Source organism: Salinibacterium sp. AL4.1, from assembly GCF_059767305.1.
This window is the reverse complement of the sequence record NZ_JBSOQK010000001.1, coordinates 1,486,859-1,506,375: the sequence shown is the minus strand read 5'-3', so window position 1 is coordinate 1,506,375 and position 19,517 is coordinate 1,486,859. Positions and strand designations below refer to the sequence as shown.

Below are 19,517 nucleotides of genomic sequence, written 5' to 3'. Positions count from 1 at the left end.
ACACAACTATCAGTCGCTCAGGCTCACTCGCGCACCGACACCGCCACCGTGAACTTGCTGTTGCGTCCGGCCTGGCGGGTGGGGCCGACGGTGCGATTCAGGTAGTCGCGGTATCCAAGGTGCGTGTTGAAGACGACCCACAGTTCGCCGCCGGGTTTGAGCACGCGGCGGGCGTCAGCCAGCATCCGCAGCGCAACGCCCGCATGCACGGTGGCGCCGGTGTGGAACGGCGGATTGCACACAATCAGATCAGCGCTGGCCGTCGGCCGTTCGGTGAGGGCGTCTTCGCGCGCGGCCTCGACGCGGGCGCCGACTCCGTTCGCGTCGGCCGTTTCGCGGGTCGATGCGACGGCGGCAATGGACTGGTCAACGGCAACCACGTGCAGGTCGGGGCGGGCGAGGGCGAGCGAAACGGCGAGCACTCCGGTGCCGCTGCCGAGGTCGACGGCGGTGGCAGCATCCGGTTTCATCTCGGGTAGGAACGTCATGAGAAAGCGGGTGCCGATGTCGAGGGTGGCCCCGGCGAAAGCGCCACCGTGGGCGCTCACCGTGAGCTCATCGACGGGAAGCTCGGGTTCGCGCAGCACCGATGTCACCGGGTAGCGAGCTTCGGTACCGTCGCGCCGCGGGCCCAGCGACGTGAGCGTGCGTGACTTTTGGCGGGCACGACCAGCGTTTACGTCATCGAAGGAACGGGCGAGCACCTCATTCATCGCCAAGGTCATGTGCTTGATGCGACCGCCCGAAATCACGACCACGTCAGGCGACGCGAAGCGGGCAATGGCCTGAGCCCACTCATCCAACTCGGCCAGGCTGCGGGGCAACTGCATCAGCACCAGGCGGGCGCCCGACAGCAGCTCGGCGCCCAAGGTGTGCGACGTGTACTGGGGGGCAAGGTCGCCCGCGTTCTCGGCCAGGGCCAACTCCGAAACCAGCGAATCCTGAAACACGCGGATGCCTCGGCAGTCGTGCAACGAAACAGCACCCAGTGTGAGTGCCCCATAGTTGTCGCCCATCACGACGAGCTCGCCGGGTTGGATGTCGGCCAACTGCGGAGCAGCCTCATCAAGAATGAGGCGGTCACTGGCATCCACCGCAAAAAGGTTAGGGGCTTCCACGTCGGGCCAACGTCGCAGAGTGGCGAACAAGTGCTCAGACATGGGGGCTCTTTCGGTGGCGCGGCACCGCAAACAACGTGTGCGGCGGAGCCTCAAGCGTAGCCGAGCGCCTTGTGCCAGCCCGGCTCGCCGAAGTGAGCGACCCCAGCGCACCGCAGGCAGAGCCCCTTAACCCAGAAAGCGAGCAGCCCCGGCACTAGGTGGGGCCACTCGCTCACGGGAATCTAGTTGTAGCCGCGCGTGATGTGGGGCTCGTCAACGCACAGAGGGCATTCCTCTATATGCGCCGACGGGATGCAGTTGCACATTAGCTGTTGGGAACGAGCGTGTACTTAGTAGAGAGGTACTCGTGGATGCCTTCCGAGCCGCCTTCGCGACCGATGCCGGACTGCTTGACGCCACCAAAGGGTGCTGCCGCGTTGGAGAGCACGCCCACGTTGAGGCCCATCATGCCGGTGTCGAGGGCGTCGATCATCCGGTTTCCGCGCGCAAGGCTTTCGGTGAACACATACGAGACGAGACCATATTCGGTGTCGTTCGCAAGGCGCACGCCTTCGGCTTCGTCGGTGAACTCGACGATCGAGACAACCGGTCCGAAGATTTCTTCGCGCAGGATGTCGCTGTCGGCGGGAACGTGGGAAACGATCGTGGGCTCATAGAAGCTTCCATCGCCTTCGACGCGCTTGCCGCCGGAGACGAGAGTTGCGCCGCGCTTCACTGCATCCTGAACCAGCTCGTCGGCCTTGTCCACGGCCTTGTCGTTGATGAGCGGGCCGATGTTGACGCCGTCTTCGGTGCCGCGACCGATCTTCATGTCGGCAACGCGAGCAGCAATCTTCTCGGCGAACTCGGCGGCAACCGAGCTGTGCACGATGAAACGGTTGGCGGCGGTGCAGGCCTGGCCGATATTGCGGAACTTGGCCGCGATTGCGCCGTCTACTGCCTTGTCGAGGTCAGCGTCATCGAAGACGACGAACGGGGCGTTGCCGCCGAGTTCCATCGAGGTGCGCAGAACGTTTTCGGAGGCCTGCTTGATGAGCGCCTTGCCCACGGGGGTGGAGCCGGTGAATGAGAGCTTGCGCAGGCGCGAGTCCGCGATGATCGGCTCGGAGACTTCAGAGGAGCTCGAGGTCGTGACGATGTTGAGCACGCCAGCCGGCAGGCCAGCTTCTTCGAACAGCTTCGCCAAGAACAGAGTGCTGAGCGGAGTGAGCGCGGCGGGCTTCACGACGACCGTGCAACCGGCGGCCAGCGCGGGCGCGATTTTGCGTGTCGCCATCGCGAGCGGAAAGTTCCACGGCGTAATAAGGAAGCACGGGCCAACCGGGCGCTGCGACACGATCATGCGACCGGTGCCCTCGGGGGTGTTGCCGAAGCGACCCGAGATGCGCACGGCCTCTTCGCTGAACCAGCGCAAGAACTCGCCGCCGTAGGTGACTTCACCGTTGGCCTCGGCGAGCGGCTTGCCCATCTCGAGCGTCATCAGCAGAGCGATGTCTTCTCGGTGCTTCTGCACGAGGTCGAAAGTTCGGCGCAGAATCTCGCCACGCTCGCGAGCGGGAGTCGCGGCCCAGGAATCCTGAGCGGCAACGGCCGCGTCGAGCGCGCGCATGCCGTCGTCTGCCGAGGCATCCGAAATGGTGCTGATGACCTTGCCGGTAGCGGGGTCGGTCACGTCGAGAGTTTTGCTGCCCGTTGCGGCAACCCACTCACCGCCGATGAAGAGCTGGTTCGGCACGGCTTCGAGAAGCTGGGATTCGGTGGAGTTCGTCATGCGGTGAGCACCTTTCGTGGTGGAAAATCTGCGAGTCAGTCAAACAGCGCTAGCTGAGCTTCGGCTTGGCGCCGGATGGGCGGGCACTGAGCGCGCGCTCAGTGCCCGCTGCGGTGAACTAGGCCTTGGCGAGAGCGTCGCGAACGACGTCGAGGCCGTCAGCGATGAGCTCGTCAGAGATCGAGAGCGGCGGGAGGAAGCGGATGACGTTGCCATAGGTTCCGCAGGTCAGCACGACAACACCGGCGGCGTGCGCTGCAGCCGCAACCTTCGACGTGAGGGCCGCGTCGGGCTCTTTCGTGGTGGGGTCAACGAGTTCCATGGCGATCATCGCGCCACGGCCACGAACGTCTCCGATGCGGGGGTCGCCGGCGCGGAGGCCGTTGAGGCGACCACGGAACGCGGTTCCGATTTCGCGGGCACGCTCGATGGCGCCCGACTCTTCGAAGGTGCGGATGGTGGCGAGCGCTGCGGCACAGGCGATGGGGTTTCCACCGTACGTTCCGCCGAGTCCGCCGACGTGGGCGGCATCCATGACATCGGCCCGGCCGGTGACAGCCGAAAGCGGGAGGCCGCCGGCGATGCCCTTGGCGGTCACCATGATGTCGGGAACGAGGTTCTCGTGGTTCGAAGCGAAGAGGTCTCCCGTGCGAGCGAAGCCGGTCTGTACTTCGTCAGCGATGAAGATCACGTTGTTGGCGGTGGCCCACTCGGCGAGTGCCGGGAGGAATCCGGGGGCGGGCTCAATGAAGCCACCCTCGCCCTGGATGGGTTCGATGATGATCGCGGCGAGGTTGCTGGCGCCGATCTGCTTCTCGATCTGAAGGATGGCGCGCGCTGCGGCATCCTCACCACTGATTCCGCCATCGCGGAACGGGTACGACATCGGGGCACGGTAGAGCTCGGGGGCGAAGGGGCCAAAGCCGCTCTTGTAGGGCATCGACTTGGCGGTGAGGCCCATCGTGAGGTTGGTGCGACCGTGGTACGCGTGGTCAAAGGCAACGACGGCCTGCTTGCCGGTGAAGTAGCGGGCGATCTTGATGGCATTCTCGACAGCTTCGGAGCCCGAGTTGAACAGCGCGGTGCGCTTCTCGTGAGTGCCGGGGGTGATCTCGTTGAGCTTCTCAGCGACCTCGATGTAGCCCTCGTAGCCGTTGATCATGAAGCACGTGTGGGTGAACTGGGCGACCTGCGCGGTCACGGCTTCGACGACGGCAGGGGCCGAGTTGCCGACACCGGTCACGGCGATGCCGGAACCGAAGTCGATGAGGGTGTTGCCGTCGATGTCGCGAAGCACTCCACCACCGGCAGCTTCGACGAACACGGGGAGGGTGATGCCGATCGCGGAGGGAACAGCCTGCTTCTTGCGCTCCAGCATTTTCTGCGAGCGGGGGCCGGGAATGGTGGTGACGAGTTCGCGCTTCTGCGGAAGCGAGGGGCCGCCGAGCGGGGCAGTGGGGGCGGAAGAAGAAGTAGCCATGGCCACCGGGATCCAATCTGTGAAGATGACTCGTGCGCGTCGAGGGCGGGCGGGTCGTGCGAAAACGTTGGGTTCAACCTAGTGCGCGGATGGCCAGCGCAACACTCCCAGAATGGCAATATATGCGGCGGTAAGTGACAGAATGGCAGCAGGAGGATTGCCATGCCCACACCCCTCAACGAGATCATCGCGACCGAGCGCCTTGCGCTGCGCCCGCTCACCGATTCGACCGCTTTCGATCGCTCGGTTACGTGGGTGCACAACTCCGACCTCAACGACCCCACGCCGTTCGTTTCCGAGGGCCAGTTGCTGCTCACGACCGGCCGCCAATTCGTCGACAGCGCTAGCTCGACCTCCGGGGAAGCCGGTCGACCTGCTGGCGACCCGTCAGCCACCCCGCCCGCCGATCCGACCGCCGGGGCCGACTTCGATTCCTACGTCGCCCGGCTCGTGGCCGCCGGCGTCGCCGCGATCGGTTTCGGCACCGAAGTGATCACCCACGGAGTGCCCGCGGGGCTTGTCGCCGCCTGCGCCTCGGCCGGCCTGCCGCTCTTCGAAGTGCCGTACCGCATCCCGTTCATCGCCATCAGTCGCCTCGTCGCCGACAACGAAGCCGAACAAACTCGCGCCGGATTCGACCGCGCGCTCGCCGCCCAAAACGACATCGCGCGCGCTGCCGTGGGCAAGGGGCGCTTGAGCTCCGCCGCCATCAGCGCCGCCGAACACCTCGACTGCCGAGTGTGGATCTTCGACGCCGACGGTGAGCTCGTGAATGAACCCCACCGCGACAGCCACACGCGACGGTCGCTGGATGCCGCCCCCGACATCCGCCGGTCAGTCGCCGACCTGCTGGGTCGGGCCCGTCGCGCGCGCGTCGCTGATGACGCAGTGGACGAGCATCGCGTCGTGCAGACTCTCGGCTCCACCGGGAGGCTGTGTGGCGCTATCGCGTGGGCCCGCGACACCGAATTCGGGGCGCTCGATCGTTCGGTCATGACGGTGTTAGCGGCGCTCGCCGAGGTGTCGCTCGAGCAGACCGAGAACCTGCGGGTGGGGCATCGGGCGATTCTGGAGCAGTTGTTCCAGCTGCTCAAGGATGGCCGGGTCGACAGCGTGCGGCGTGCGGTGCGGGTGGCGGGCATCGAGCTGCCGGCTGACCGGTTTGCGGTGGCGGCGCTCGATCTCAGTGAGACGAGCGCGAGCGTGCGTGACGTGCTCGAGCGGCAGGCGGCGCGTGCGGACAGTCGCATTTTCGCCGTGGCAGATGGGCGGCACTTGCTCGTGCTGATCGACGCCAAGCAGCTCGCCGCCGAACGTCGGTTCTTTGCCGCGAGCGACCTCACTGTCGGTCTTTCGGCCGAGGTTGGCTGGCCCGAACTCACCGTCGCGATCACTCAGGCCGTGCGCTCGCTCGAAGCATCGCCGCCCGCGACGGTCACCGAATTCGCGAGTCTCGTGGGCGAGAGTTTCTTCGGCCTGCTGGCATCGAGTTCGGTCGCCGATATTGCTCACGCTCGGCTCGCGAGCGTCATCGAATCCGACGAGGGAATCGGGCTGCTGCGGTTCGCGCAAGTGTGGCTGCGGCACAACGGCCAGTGGGATCCCGCGGCGCGGGAGCTGGGCATCCACCGGCACGGTTTGAAGTCGCGGATGCAGCGGCTCTCGGAGCTCACCAATCTGAGCCTCGACACCTTCCAGGGCCGGGCCGAATTGTGGGCGATGTTGGCCGCGATTGACCTCGGCGAAAACGGCGCCTAGCCGCGCCACTTGTGCGAGCCGCGACCGCCCCTCACCGCGCCCCGCAATAACTCTGACTTCCAATTTTCAGGATTTCGCATGTAGCCTACGAACAATTCTCGGCGGCGTCGCCGGTCCTTTTCGAGCAGCGAGGAACCTCTCATGAAGACTTTTCAAGTGATCAATCCCTACACCGGCGAAGAGGGCACCGCACACCCCGCCGCGAGTGATGAAGTCATCGAGCAGACCGTCGCGGCTGCGCACTCCGAGTACAACGGCGGAATGAACCGTGATCAGGTAAAAGAGCGGGCCGCAATCGTCACGCGCATTGCCGATTTGCTCGCCGAGCGCTCCGCTGAATTCGGCGAAATTATCGTTCGCGAAATGGGCAAGCCGCTCGCTCAAGCAGTCGGTGAAGTCGAGTTCTCGGCCGACATTTTCCGCTACTTCGCCGACAACGCCGAAGAGTTTCTCGCCGACGAGCAAATTCCGTCCGGAGCCGGTACCGCGTGGATTCGTAAGAGCCCCATCGGCCCCGTTTTGGGCATCATGCCGTGGAACTTTCCGATCTACCAGATCGCTCGCTTTGCGGGTCCCAGCATCATTCTCGGCAACCCCGTTTTGGTCAAGCCAGCGCAGCAGTGCCCCGAGTCCTCGGCGGCGCTCGAAGCTCTCATTCACGAAGCCGGTTTGCCGGTCGGCGGCTACCAAAATGTTCTCGCCGACAACGACCAGATTGCCGCGATGATCGACGACCCGCGCATCCAGGGAGTGTCCCTCACGGGCTCCGAGCGTGCCGGTGCCATCGTGGGTGCCGCCGCCGGCGCGAACCTCAAGAAGAGCGTGCTCGAACTGGGTGGCTCTGACCCGTTCATCCTCATGTCGACGGACGACATGGATGCCACGGTCGAGGCCGCTGTCGCCGCTCGCGTCGACAACAACGGTCAGGCCTGCAACGGAGCCAAGCGCTTCGTCATCATCGACTCGCTCTACGAAGAGTTCGCTGAGAAGTTCAGTGCCGCCATGGGAGCGATCACCGTGGGAGACCCCATGGACGAGAGCACCGAGCTCGGCCCGATGTGTTCAGTCGCCGCGGCCAAGGGACTCGAAGAGCAGGTCGCCGAGGCTGTCGCCGCTGGTGCCACTCTGCGCGTCGGAACCGGCAAGCGCGACGGCACCAAGTTCGCTCCCGCCGTGCTCGAAAACATCAGCCCCGAAAACCCCGCCTACATCACGGAGTTCTTCGGACCGGTCGCTCAGCTGCACCGCGTGAGCAGCGAAGAAGAAGCCATCACGCTTGCCAACGCAACGCCGTTCGGGCTCGGTTCGTACGTCTTCACGACGGATGCCGACCAGGCCGACCGCCTCGCTGACGGCATCGACGCTGGCATGGTCTACATCAACGAGGTCGGGGCGGATGCTCCCGAGCTGCCCTTCGGCGGAGTCAAGAACTCCGGCACCGGTCGCGAACTTGGCGCTCACGGCATCGACGAGTTCATGAACCGCAAGCTGGTTAAGCGCCCGTAATCACTGCGTAAAAAGGCCCCGGCCGCGCTGCACTGAGCAGTCGCGACCGGGGCCTTTTTGCGTGCGACCGGAAGTCGCCTTGGTTCTAGGCGTTGGCGCCCTCCGCAATCGCGCGCGCGGCAGCAGCATCCGACGTTCGCCCCAGCTTCTCGAGGCTCTCGGCGAGATCAAACGCGGTGATCTGACGCAATTGAGCGTGCTCGCCGGTCTGCTCCATTACCGAGTTCAGCACGGCAACGGCTTCATCGTGACGGCCTTCGGCGGCGAGAACACTCGCAACAAAGCGTTCGCAGTTGGCTCCAGCGATGGGGTCTCCAGCAGCACGGTATTCGTCGGCAGCGGTGAGGGCCAGGCTGACGGCTTTCTTGGGCTTGCCGAGGCTAGCGAGAGCTCGCGCCTTTGAGTCGGTGACATCGGCGTGCAACCAGTCGGCGCCGTGTTCCGTCGCGAGAGCAAGCACCTCATCGAGTTGCTTGAGGCCGACTTTCTTACCCGCCTCAGCGTGCGCGCGGCCCGACTGGTGAAGCACCCGCACGAGAAGATTGAGGTTCTCGGGGGTGGCTCGGGCGTGGGTCACTGCCTGTTCAAGCAACGCCGCAGCACTGTCGTGATCGCCGTGTTGCGCGTGTAGCCCAGCGTTGTCGGCGAGTGTGCGTGCCGCGCTCTGGGTGTCTTCGGCTTCGAGGTAGAGCTCGGTCGCGGTCTCCCACGTGCCTACAGCGGAGCCGGGTTCACCGGCATCCGCGAAGCCGTGGCCGAGCCAGTAGAGGGTCTCGCCACGGCTTCCCGCCGGGGCCTCAGCGGCAGTTTCCTCTTCATAGAGCGACAGCAGCAGGTCGATGCCTTCGGATGACTCGCCGGCGCGAACCAGGGAACGGCCGAGTGCGTAGCGTGCCCCCACGGTGTCGATCTCAAGGCGTTCGGCGTAGCGGATTCCGAGACGGAACCGGCTGGCGGCATCCGAGAACGCTTCTGCCTCGTCATAGAGCCGGCCGGCAAGAATGGTCATGTCGTGCAGGGGACCGACCGCGTCGATTGCGTGAGCGCATGCTGCGGCGGCATCAGCGCTTGCGGCTCCCTCGGCGAATTGACCGCTGCCGCCCAAGATGCGAGCCCGCAACGCGTGCGCTTGTGCCAGGACTCCACGGTCAGCTGTCGAACTCTCGAGCTCGTCGAGGTACGCGAGAGCCCCATCGGTGTCGCCAACGCTCGCGGCGAGATCGGAGAGATACCGCAGCGCGTGCTCGCGAAGGTGTGGCTTCTCCGCTTCTTTGGCGTGGCCGAGCCCGATGGCAGCGAGCTCCGCTGCCGCTTCGAGGTTCGGCTCCTCGCCCCGCAGCAATACGCTCACGAGCGACAATTCGAGATCCGCTTGCTGGGCGGGAGCGAGGGCGCTTGACGCGTCGACAGCGATACGGAGGGCATCGAGGTCGTCCTGTTCGGCGCGGCCAAACAGAGAGAGGCCGAGAAGCTCTTCGAGCGACGCTTGCGCGTCGTCGCCGTGCTCGCGCAGGGCGGGAATGCGGGTGGCAAGCACGGTTTCCGCTTCGGCCAGATCGCCCGAGGCCACGAGTCGTGCAATCAGGGCACTGAGCGCAGCCGTGTGCTCTTCGCCCGTCGTCATCGTTACCGCGGTGCGCGCTGCATGCAGCGCGGGAGCCATCCAGCCAATGGCGATGAGCTCTTCGGCGCGCAGCAACCAGCCCGCGCCATCCGTCGGTTCGTCGTCAGCCGGGGTCTCTAGGGCGAGAGTCTCGCTTGTGAGGGGCAGGTCGAAGTGTTCGTTCGCGAGTTCGCGAGATTTCTGGATGCGGCCGGCGCGATAGTGGTTGCCGGCGCGTTCGTCGAACTGGTCGCCGAGCTGTGCCGCGGTGGCCCACACCACCGTCGCGAGTTCTTCCGCCGTCCACGGGCCGTCGTGTTCGCCGAAGAGCCCGACGAGCTCGCTGTTCTCGGCGCCGCGAACAGTTTGAGAGCCGAAGCCGGCGCGGGTGACTGCATCGAGCAGTACTCCGGCAGCGACGAGTCCGGAGAATTGCCCGCTGGCGTTGAGCTGGTCGTGCACGAACCACGAGAGGTGGCGTTCGAGCATCGCGAGTCCGCGCGCTTCGTTGCCGGTGATGGCGCAGAAGATGAGGTGGTTGGCGATGATGGAGAGGTTGTCGGGGTTGTCTCGAGCGAGCGTGTAGCTGCGAAAGTGAGCGGCCTTGGCATCGTCAAGACGACCGACGCGCAGGAGGGGGAGAAGGGCGCGCGAGAGCGCTTGTTCGGGCTCGTCGCCGCAGCTGTAGCCGCCTTCCATGAGCTCGTCGAGGAGAGCGACGGCTTCGTCGTTGCGGCCCAACTCTGCGAGAAAGGCGCTGTCTTCGCTGCGTACGCATGCCTCACAGTGACTGAACTCGTCGCGGGGGGTGGCCACGACCTGGGCGCGAAGTTCTTCAGCGCGCTCGAGCTCCCCGAGGGACCACGCAGTTTTGAACTGCGACGTGAGCACGCCGCTCTGGCCGAGGCCAGCCTGGCGGTAGTGCGACTCCATGTCGACGAGAGCGGCGTTCATGTCGTCGATGCTGAAGATTGGTGAGCTGGCGAGGGTGGCCGCGATCCACTTGAATTGCCACATCAACCCCGCACCGTTCTGCGAATCACCGCCGGGAAAGCGCACCGGATCAGAGTCGTGTTTGGCAAGGCACCACGCGAACGAAGCGAGAAGTGCTTCGGTGTCGCCCATCATGTTTGCCGATGTCGTCAAACGGATGCGCGCGCTGTATTCGAGCTCTTCATCGCCAATTTCAATGGCCAAGGCGATCGCTTCTTCGACTCGGGCGCGCTCTTCAGGGCCGAAAGGCAGGGAATCGATTTCGCTAAACAGTTCGTTGATGCGGTCGGCGCTCATAGGGGAGAACTTTCTGGGAGGGAATCACCGAGTGCGACACTCATGGCAATCAGGTCTGACATGGAATTGGTCATCATGGCGCGGTCGCGCACGCTGAGGGGGCGTTGGCTCGTGAGCAGTGCTTGAACGTAGAGCAGCTCGATAGTGCGGGAGAAGACGGCGTCGTCGCGCAGGGTCGAGAGGGTGACGACAACGGGATTGTTCCAGTTGAGGCACAGCCGCGCGAGGCTCTTGCTGGTGCCGTCGCTCGCGAGGCGGTCTTCGGCGAAGGCATCCATCTTGCCGAGCACGTTCTGCCACAGCCCCGGGCGGCTAATCTCGCGGGCGGTGCGGCGGTCGATGGAGCGCAGCACTTCGGGGTCGGCCAAGTACAGGCCCGTGACATCGGCGGCGGGCACCCCGCGCACGATCACGGCGCAGTTGGCATCAGCGAGCACGGCGCTGGCACGGTCTTCGAGTTTCGCGACGACGCTGCGCACCTCCAGCGGCGGCACCGCGAGAAAGTCGAGCTCGTCAAGCACGCTCACGCGGTCGACGGTGAGGCCGTCAACAATCTTCGGCAGCATCCGCGCTATATCGGTGTCGTAGATGTAGCCGCCGTTGATCACGGGACGGTCGGGGCTTGCGATGCTGGCGATCTGGCGAAACTCGTCGACCGTTTCGGCGTAGCGCAACTGGGTGTGATCGCGAGTGAGGCTTTCGATGGTCATGCGTCCCAGAGTGGTTTCGACGCTGAGCCAGGGCGTGATGAACTTCGCGAGCTCTTCGTCGTGAATCACCAGCGACTTGAGGGCGAGCGCATGAATCTGAACAAAGTCGTTCAACTGCGCCGGGTGTCGGGTCGCCATCTCGAGCACCCACTGCCGCAGCACGGAGCCGATGGCGGTGCGCGTGTGCTCCAGGATGTCGTCGTCGACGAGTGATTCGCGGCTCGCTGTGGGGGTGAGAGCGGTGCTGTTCAGCACGACGCGCACGAAGAACGCCCAGTCGGGAACGAGCGCATCCACGTTTTCGCTCAGCAACATGCGGCCGAGATAAACGCGGTTAGCCTGGCGCGCTCCCGGTGGTGGCGAAATCGGCAGCACGTAGGCGACGCCGGTGGTGTTCGTTCCGGGCACGCTCAGTGGGATCGCTGCGAAGGGCTCAACGCCCAGCAGCTCGCTGCCGTACCGGAGCAGGTCGGAAGCCGATGCCGTGTGAGCCTCAAGGAACGGAGCCTCGTGCGTGACCGTCTCGCTGCCGCCGCCGGGCAAGTCAACGCGCACGCCCACGGGCAAGAACTCGGCGAAAGTGCGGGCGAGCGACAACACGGTGGGGGTGCTGAGCAGGTCGTGCTGATCGAAGCGCGGCTTGAGCGACACGGTGGTGCCGATGGGTAGGTCGCCCTCCAGCTCACGCACGCTGAACGTTCCGTCGCTATTGCCGACCCATTCGACCGGGGCTGAGCCGCGAGCGGAGCGCGACTGAATCACAATCTGGTCGGCCACCATGAAGCAGCTGAGCAATCCGATGCCGAACTGGCCGAGGTAGTCGCTGCGCGGCAGGTCAAAGATGTCGCGCTTGGATGATCGGCCCACGGTCGACAACAGCTCGGTCATCTCGTCAGCAGTGAGCCCGACACCGTCATCCTGAAACTGGAACGTGTCGTTGTGTTCACTGAGGGGCGTGATGCGGATGCCGCGGCTCGCGTCAGCGCCTTCGAGCTCGGCACGCGCGGCCAGGGCGTCGCGTCCGTTCTGCAGTAGCTCACGCAAATACACGCGCGGACTGGAGTAGATGTGCTTGCTCAGGAGGTCGACGACCCCCGTGAGATTCACTTGAAAGGACTGGAGATCGTTCGGGGACTCAGCGTGCACTAATAAATTCTCTCACTTCTTTCCTGATCGCCCGAAGCGCATAGCCTTTCTCTAGCCATAAGCGTTCGAGCGGGTGTAAACTTGAGTCGTCTTAACTCAAGTTTGTGGAGGGTTTTTAATGGCGAACATGCAGGGTGCCCCAAGTACCGACGAAGAGCAGAAGAGTGCTCTCGAGAAGTACGGGGTCAATCTCACCGAGATTGCCCGCAGCGGCAAGCTCGACCCTGTAATCGGGCGAGACTCCGAGATTCGTCGAGTGAGCCAAGTGCTCACCCGGCGTACCAAGAACAACCCGGTACTGATAGGTGAGCCCGGCGTCGGCAAGACGGCCGTCGTGGAAGGTCTCGCTCAGCGCATCATCGCGGGCGACGTTGCCGACTCGCTCAAAGACAAGCAGCTCATCTCTCTCGACCTCGCCGCGCTCGTCGCTGGCGCCAAGTACCGCGGAGAGTTCGAAGAGCGCCTCAAGGCCGTTCTCAAAGAGATCAAAGACTCCGACGGTGAGATCATCACCTTCATCGACGAACTGCACACCCTCATGGGCGCGGGCGGCGGCGACGGCTCGGTAGCGGCATCCAACATGCTCAAGCCCATGCTCGCCCGCGGTGAACTGCGCCTCATCGGGGCAACGACCCTCGACGAGTACCGTCAATACATCGAGAAGGATGCCGCACTCGAGCGTCGCTTTCAGCAGGTGTTCGTTGGCGAACCGTCGGTCGAAGACACCGTCGCGATTCTTCGTGGGCTCAAGGAGCGCTACGAAGCGCACCACAAGGTTGCGATTGCGGACTCTGCACTCGTCTCAGCAGCGACACTCAGCAACCGTTACATCTCCGGGCGCAAACTTCCCGACAAGGCAATCGACCTGATTGATGAAGCCGCGAGCCGTCTCAAAATGGAGATCGATTCTTCGCCCGTCGAGATCGACCAGCTCAAGCGTGCCGTTGATCGACTGCGTATTGAAGAGCTCGCTCTCAAGAAAGAAAAAGACGACGCCTCGAAGGCTCGTTTGACCAAACTGCGCGAAGACCTCGCCGTGCAGAGCAAGCACTTGAGTGAACTCGAAGCACGCTGGAAGCTCGAAAAGTCGAGCCTCACGGGTGTCGGCGACCTCAAGACTCGCCTCAACGACGCTCGCATCGAACTTGACCGTGCGATGCGCGATGGTGAATACCAGAAGGCCTCCAAGCTCAACTACGAGACGATCCCCGCGATCGAAGAAGCAATTGCTACGGCCGAAAGCAACGAGCCCACCGGCCCGCGCATGGTCAATGACCAGGTGACCGAGGAAGACATCGCTGCCGTCGTCGCGGCGTGGACGGGCATCCCGGTCGACCGACTCACCGAGGGCGAGACCGAGAAGCTGCTTCACCTCGAAGCAGAACTCGGCAAGCGCCTCATCGGCCAGAAGGATGCCGTGCAGGCCGTTTCTGAAGCTGTGCGCCGTACCCGCGCCGGCATTTCCGATCCCGACCGCCCCACCGGATCCTTCCTGTTCCTCGGCCCCACCGGCGTTGGAAAGACCGAGCTTGCCAAGGCCCTGGCCCAGTACCTCTTCAACGACGAGAAAGCTCTCGTACGCATCGACATGAGCGAGTACGGCGAGAAGTTCTCCGTCTCGCGACTCGTCGGTGCCCCTCCCGGCTACATCGGGTACGAACAGGGCGGTCAGTTGACCGAGGCCGTTCGTCGGCGCCCCTATTCGGTGATCCTGCTCGACGAGGTCGAGAAGGCGCATCCGGAGGTCTTCGACGTTCTTCTCCAGGTGCTCGACGACGGGCGCTTGACCGATGGTCAGGGCCGCACAGTCGACTTCCGCAACGTGATTCTTATTCTGACCAGCAACTTGGGCAGCCAGTTCATCACCGACCAAGAGTTGCCGTGGGATGCTCGCAAGGCCGCCGTCGACGACCTCGTGCGTAAGTCGTTCAAGCCCGAGTTCATCAACCGTCTCGATGACATCGTGGTGTTCCAGCCGCTGTCGACCGACGATCTCAGCCAGATCGTTGAGCTCGACATCGACCGTCTCAGCAAGCGCCTCACCGATCGCCGTCTGCAACTGGCGGTGACTCCGGATGCTCGCAGCTGGCTCGCCGAGCGCGGCTACGACCCGATCTACGGTGCGCGTCCGCTACGCCGCCTCATGCAGCGCGAAATCGACGACAAGCTCGCCAAGGCGTTGCTCGCCGGTCACATTCGCGATGGAGACACCGTGCTCGTGGGGCTCGCCAGCGGTGGCGATGGCCTGCAGGTTACGCGCGGCCCCGGCGCTGCTCCGGCCTAGCGGCTACAGAAACATCGGCCGATCGTCGTCGTTCTCGGTATCGATCGCGAGATCGACGACGACGGGAACGTGGTCGCTCGGGCCATCACCCTTGCGCTCTTCACGGTCGATGGATGCTTCGGTGACGAGTTCATCGAACGCGGGTGAGCCCATCACAAAGTCGATGCGCATGCCCTCGTTGCGGGGAAAGCGCAGGCGCTGGTAATCCCAGTAGGTGTAGCCCTCGATGTTGCGGCTGCGGAGAGCGTCGATCATCCCGGCCTCTTCGAAGGCGCGGAAGGCGGCGCGCTCGGCGTCGCTCACGTGAGTCTTGCCCTCGAACGCCGTGATGTCCCAGACGTCGTGGTCGAAGGGGGCGATGTTGAAGTCGCCCATGAGCGCTAACGGCTGCTCGGGGTTCTCGCTCATCCACTGGGCGGCCTGGGTCTTGAGATTGGCGAGCCATTCGAGCTTGTAGGGGTAGTGCGGGTTATCGAGCTCGCGGCCGTTGGGCACGTACAGGCTCCAGAGGCGCGCGCCTTCGACCGTGACGCCAATGGCGCGGGCTTCGATGGGCACGGTGCCGTCATCGAGGGGCTTGCCGAAACCGGGCTGGGTGTCGAAACCGACGGTCACGTCATCCATCGGGAGACGGCTCGCGAACGCGACGCCGTTCCACTGGTTGAGCCCGTGGAGTTCGACCTCGTAGCCAGCCTCAGTGAAGGCGTCCATCGGAAACTGCTCCGGCTTGCACTTGATTTCTTGCATCGCGAGAACGTCAATATCTTCGCGAAGAAGCCAGTCGACGACGCGACCAACTCGGGTTCTGATGGAGTTCACGTTCCAGGTGGCAATGCGCATGGTTCAACGGTAATAGGTCTACCCCTGTATTGGGCGACGACAGTGTCAGGGCCGCACCGTAGAGTCGAAACATGCAGCCGCTCACCCTCGTAGACGACGAAGCGGAGCAGTGCCTTAAAGACGCAGAACGGGCCGATCGGCTCGACCGTCGCAACGCCACCATCGTGGCTATCTTGGGCTTTATCGGCGTCGTTCTGTCGGGCGCTTTGCTGATTCTGGGCCAGAGCAGCCTCTAAGGCTTTGCCCACAATGGGTATTCTGTACTCGTGACCGACGCCAAGCAGCAGCTCATTGAGCACATTTCCGCCGATGCCGTGTTCCACGGCGACTTCACTTTGACGAGCGGAAAGAAGGCCACGTACTACGTCGACATGCGTCGAGTTAGCCTCGACCACCGTGTCGCGCCCCTTATCGGCCAGGTCATGATTGACCTCATCGCGGACATCCCCGACATCTTTGCTGTCGGCGGGATGACGATGGGCGCCGACCCGATCGCCTCGGCCATGCTTCACCAGGGTGCCGCTCGCGGCCTCAGCTATCACGCCTTCGTTGTTCGCAAGGAGCCCAAGGATCACGGCCGCGGCCGCCAAGTTGAGGGCCCCGAGCTCGAAGGCAAGCGCGTGATTGTTCTCGAAGACACGTCGACCACGGGTGGTTCGCCGCTCGCTGCGATCGAAGCTCTTGAAAAGGTTGGCGCGATCATCGCCGGCGTTGCCGTTGTGGTCGACCGCGACACGGGTGCCAAGGAACGCATCGAAGCTGCTGGCTACCCCTACTACTCCGCGATTGGGTTGGGTGAACTGGGGCTGACTCCGTGACATCCGGAGAAAACTCCTCGGGAGCCGGCAACGGCAACGAGCCTCGGCAGTCCTCTTTCAACTGGGGACTGACTCCGAGCGATCCCGAGACTCCTCCGGCGACTCCGCCTGCGAATCCCCCCGAGCCGACCGAGCCTGAGGAACCCACCCGCGTACTGCCGCGCCAGATCGACGAGGCGGCAGCACCCGCAGCACCCGCCGCTCCGCCGTCTCCCGCTACGCCGCCCGTGATGCCTCCGGCCGCGTCAGTTCCTCCGGTTCCGCCAGCCGCGGCAGCGCCGCCGGTTCCTCCCGTCGCACCGCCCGCACCCGTCGTTCCGGGAGCGACCGCGCTCGAGGTGCCGCTACCTCCCCTCACTCCCGCTCCCGCGACTCCGGCCGCCGCGGCGCCCCCGGCGACCCCAGAGATTCCCGGGCTGCTTAAGCTCCCGCCAGTTGCGGGGGAGACCCCGCCCGCGTCGCAGCAGGCTTCGCCCCCGGCACCGCTCGTCGAACCGCCCGCGACCGAAGCGATGAACATCGCCGAGCTACCCACGAGCGCCATGAATCTGAGCGACCTCCCGACCGGCGCAATGGATGTGGCCGACCTCCCCACCGGTGCGATGGACATCAGCGATCTCCCCACGGGAGCGATGGATGTGGCTGACCTTCCCACTGCGGCAATGGCCGCGCCCACTCGCCGTCAGAGCCACGTGCCTCCCGCCGTGGATCCTGCGCTCGATGGTGCAACCGAAGTCATGAATGCGCAGTCGCTCGCGGGAATTTCAGCGGAAGCGGAATCCGTCGAGCACGACGCGGTGGGTGACCTCTTTGGTGAGGACAAATTCGTTGAGTACGACGACCAGGTTCTCGCTGCGCCCTCGTCGGCTGTTGTGGTGCGGCAGCGCGTTCCTCCGCCCCCGCGCCCCCCGATTCCACGCGGCCAGATGATCGCCTTAGCGGTCGGCGGCGGGCTCGTTGCAGCGCTCGCGCTGGTCGCCCTGTTCTTGCTGGGCACTCGCATCGGCGACACCATAGAACCCGCCGTTGCCGCCTCGGCAACCCCCACGGCTGTTCCCACCGAGACTGTTCCTGTGGTCGGGCCCGTCGCGCCCGGCACGTACCAGTGGGATGAACTCGCGGGCGGCGAATGTCTTGAGCCTTTCGCTTCTGCGTGGGAGCAGGAATACACCGTCATCGACTGCGCTCAACCGCACGCAGCCCAGCTGCTCACGGTCGGTCAGTTCGACGACGCGGCATCCGATCCGTATCCGGATGCCGAAGCGCTGGCCTCACGCACGGCGCAGGCCTGCTCGACCGACTCCGTTATCGACTTCGCGGCCGCTCAATCATTTGCCGATCTCGAGATTGTCACCAGCTTCGCCGCGACCGCCGACGACTGGGATGCCGGCAACCGCGATTACTACTGCTTCGCCACGCGAGCGGGAGACGATGCCCTCACGGCATCCGTATCCCAACCGCAAACGCCTGAAAGTTAGTTCAGCAGGTCGGCGACGCTGTCGAGAACTTCGTTCGGGCGGAACGGGTAGCGGTCGATTTCTTTTTGGTCGCTAATGCCCGTGAGCACCAAGACGGTGTGAAGGCCTGCCTCGATGCCGGCGACGATGTCGGTGTCCATGCGGTCACCGATCATGCCGGTCGTCTCGCTGTGCGCACCAATCTTGTTGAGTGCCGAGCGGAACATCATGGGGTTGGGCTTGCCGACGATGTAGGGCTCGCGTCCCGTGGCCTTGGTGATGAGAGCGGCGACCGCTCCCGTGGCGGGCAGGGGGCCGTCGGCGCTCGGACCAGTGGCATCCGGATTAGTGACAATGAAGCGGCTGCCGTTGCCAATGAGGCGAATGGCCTTGGTGATGGCTTCGAATGAGTAGTTGCGGGTCTCGCCGATCACGACGTAGTCGGGGTTGGTCTCAGTCATGATGAAACCGGCCTCGTGAAGGGCGGTCGTGATTCCGGCCTCACCGATGACGAAGGCGCTGCCTCCGGGGATCTGTTCCTTCAGGAAATCTGCTGTGGCAAGAGCCGAGGTCCAAATCGCGGACTCGGGCACGTCGAGGCCAGAAGCCTTAAGGCGGGCGCTGAGGTCGCGCGGGGTGAAGATCGAGTTGTTGGTGAGAACCAAGTAGGGCTTCTCTTCGTCACGCCACTTCTGTAGAAGTTCGGCGGCGCCGGGCACGGGGTGGTTCTCGTGTACGAGCACACCGTCCATGTCGGTGAGCCAGCACTCGATTTCGTCGCGATTTCTCATGCGCTCACTTTAGCGAATGCAGTCTCAGGTGAGAGGCGACTCGTGATGATTTCAATCGCGGCGGGGTTTTGTTCTACGAGCACAACGCGCCGCTTGAGCGCTTGAGCAACGGCGCCGGTGGTTCCGCTGCCGGCAAAGAAGTCGAGTACCCAATCGCCCGGCTGGCTGGATGCCTGAACAATGCGCCGCAGAATGCCCTCGGGCTTCTGGGTGGCATAACCCGTCTTCTCCTTGCCGGTGGGGGAGACGATGGTGTGCCACCACACATCTGTGGGTAGTTTTCCGCGGGCGGCCTTCTCGGCGGTCACGAGGCCAGGAGCCATGTAGGGCTCGCGATCAACTTCTTCGTTGTTGAAATAGTAGTTTTTGGGGTTCTTGACGTAGACGAGAATCGTGTCATGCTTCGACGGCCACTTTTTGGTGGCACGAGCACCGTAGTCGTAGGCCCAAATGATTTCGTTGAGAAAGCTGTCGCGGCCGAAGAGGGCATCGAGGGCGACCTTGGCGTAGTGAACTTCGCGGTAGTCGAGGTGCAGGTAGAGGGTGCCGCGATCGTCGAGAAGGCGCCAGGCCTCCTGAAGCCGGGGTTCGAGAAACTCCCAGTAGTCAGCGAAAGTGTCGTCGTACGAGTAGAGCACTCCCTTGATGGTGTCGTAGCTATTGCCGCCGAAGCCGGTGCGACTGCCTTCGGCTGATCGCTGGGTGCTGATCGCTTGGCGGCGCTGAGTGCGCCCGGTGTTGAAGGGGGGATCGATGTAGATCAGCCGAAAGCTCTCGTCGGGCAAGGCGCTGATCGCAGGAAGATTATCACCGTGCACCACAAGGTCGGGGCCGTCGGGAGTCCAAGGTGGCTGCATCCTCTGAGATTAACAGTCGCTGCACTGGATTAATAGCGTGCAAACGGCGAGAGCAAAGAAATGAGCAGGCGTAAGTGCATCACAT

The 19,517-nt window shown here is 64.1% G+C and carries 14 protein-coding genes; 6 read left to right on the top strand and 8 right to left on the bottom strand.

Annotated elements, in window-relative coordinates; genetic code table 11:
- Positions 1–23: 23 nt before the first annotated feature.
- The 3 genes from ACWTV3_RS07310 to gabT all read right to left on the bottom strand — a co-directional run bounded on the left by ACWTV3_RS07310 (position 24) and on the right by gabT (position 4,372).
- Positions 24–1,160, bottom strand: coding sequence for a class I SAM-dependent methyltransferase (locus tag ACWTV3_RS07310; protein ID WP_498477512.1), 1,137 nt, complete (start codon positions 1,158–1,160; stop codon positions 24–26).
- 265 nt (positions 1,161–1,425) lie between these two features.
- Positions 1,426–2,892, bottom strand: a complete 1,467-nt coding sequence (locus ACWTV3_RS07305; protein WP_498477511.1) for an NAD-dependent succinate-semialdehyde dehydrogenase — start codon at positions 2,890–2,892, stop codon at positions 1,426–1,428.
- Positions 2,893–3,010: 118 nt separating this feature from the next.
- On the bottom strand, positions 3,011–4,372 hold the full coding sequence (gabT, locus tag ACWTV3_RS07300) for a 4-aminobutyrate--2-oxoglutarate transaminase (protein ID WP_498477510.1): 1,362 nt from the start codon (positions 4,370–4,372) through the stop codon (positions 3,011–3,013).
- Positions 4,373–4,534: 162 nt separating this feature from the next.
- On the opposite strand from gabT, the gene ACWTV3_RS07295 reads away from it, so the two are divergent.
- The gene (locus ACWTV3_RS07295) at positions 4,535–6,130 is read left to right on the top strand and encodes a PucR family transcriptional regulator (protein WP_498477509.1); all 1,596 of its coding nucleotides are present in this window, start codon (positions 4,535–4,537) and stop codon (positions 6,128–6,130) included.
- Between the two features lie 141 nt (positions 6,131–6,271).
- Positions 6,272–7,636 (top strand): NAD-dependent succinate-semialdehyde dehydrogenase, encoded by a 1,365-nt coding sequence (locus ACWTV3_RS07290; protein WP_498477508.1) that lies wholly within the window; start codon positions 6,272–6,274, stop codon positions 7,634–7,636.
- Between the two features lie 85 nt (positions 7,637–7,721).
- On the opposite strand, the gene ACWTV3_RS07285 is transcribed toward ACWTV3_RS07290, so the two are convergent.
- Positions 7,722–10,529 carry a tetratricopeptide repeat protein gene (locus ACWTV3_RS07285; RefSeq protein ID WP_498477507.1) on the bottom strand — a complete coding sequence of 936 codons (2,808 nt, stop codon included), beginning with the start codon at positions 10,527–10,529 and terminating at the stop codon, positions 7,722–7,724.
- Complete coding sequence (locus ACWTV3_RS07280; protein WP_498477506.1) at positions 10,526–12,385, bottom strand: HSP90 family protein; 1,860 nt, start codon at positions 12,383–12,385, stop codon at positions 10,526–10,528. The genes ACWTV3_RS07285 and ACWTV3_RS07280 overlap by 4 nt, the downstream gene beginning before the upstream one ends.
- Positions 12,386–12,503: 118 nt before the next feature.
- On the opposite strand from ACWTV3_RS07280, the gene ACWTV3_RS07275 reads away from it, so the two are divergent.
- A complete protein-coding gene (locus ACWTV3_RS07275) occupies positions 12,504–14,669 on the top strand; it encodes an ATP-dependent Clp protease ATP-binding subunit (RefSeq protein WP_498477505.1) in 2,166 nt (721 codons plus the stop codon).
- 3 nt (positions 14,670–14,672) lie between these two features.
- Here ACWTV3_RS07275 and ACWTV3_RS07270 read toward each other — a convergent pair whose 3' ends face one another.
- Entirely contained in the window at positions 14,673–15,509 is an 837-nt protein-coding gene (locus ACWTV3_RS07270) for an exodeoxyribonuclease III (RefSeq protein WP_498477504.1), read from the bottom strand.
- Between the two features lie 71 nt (positions 15,510–15,580).
- Here ACWTV3_RS07270 and ACWTV3_RS07265 point away from each other — a divergent pair, with 71 nt between their 5' ends.
- Genes ACWTV3_RS07265 through ACWTV3_RS07255 form a run of 3 tightly spaced genes read left to right on the top strand, consistent with a single transcriptional unit; the run spans position 15,581 to position 17,805 of the window.
- Positions 15,581–15,745 (top strand): hypothetical protein, encoded by a 165-nt coding sequence (locus ACWTV3_RS07265; RefSeq protein WP_498477503.1) that lies wholly within the window; start codon positions 15,581–15,583, stop codon positions 15,743–15,745.
- A 30-nt stretch (positions 15,746–15,775) separates the two neighbouring features.
- Positions 15,776–16,327 carry an orotate phosphoribosyltransferase gene (gene pyrE / locus ACWTV3_RS07260; protein ID WP_100387965.1) on the top strand — a complete coding sequence of 184 codons (552 nt, stop codon included), beginning with the start codon at positions 15,776–15,778 and terminating at the stop codon, positions 16,325–16,327.
- Complete coding sequence (locus ACWTV3_RS07255) at positions 16,324–17,805, top strand: septum formation family protein (RefSeq protein ID WP_498477502.1); 1,482 nt, start codon at positions 16,324–16,326, stop codon at positions 17,803–17,805. Before pyrE ends, ACWTV3_RS07255 begins: the two co-directional genes overlap by 4 nt.
- Here the strand turns inward: ACWTV3_RS07255 and ACWTV3_RS07250 are convergent.
- Entirely contained in the window at positions 17,802–18,575 is a 774-nt protein-coding gene (locus ACWTV3_RS07250; protein WP_100387966.1) for an HAD-IIA family hydrolase, read from the bottom strand. The genes ACWTV3_RS07255 and ACWTV3_RS07250 overlap by 4 nt on opposite strands.
- Positions 18,572–19,432, bottom strand: a complete 861-nt coding sequence (locus tag ACWTV3_RS07245) for a DNA-methyltransferase (protein ID WP_498477501.1) — start codon at positions 19,430–19,432, stop codon at positions 18,572–18,574. The genes ACWTV3_RS07250 and ACWTV3_RS07245 overlap by 4 nt, the downstream gene beginning before the upstream one ends.
- Positions 19,433–19,517: the final 85 nt, after the last annotated feature.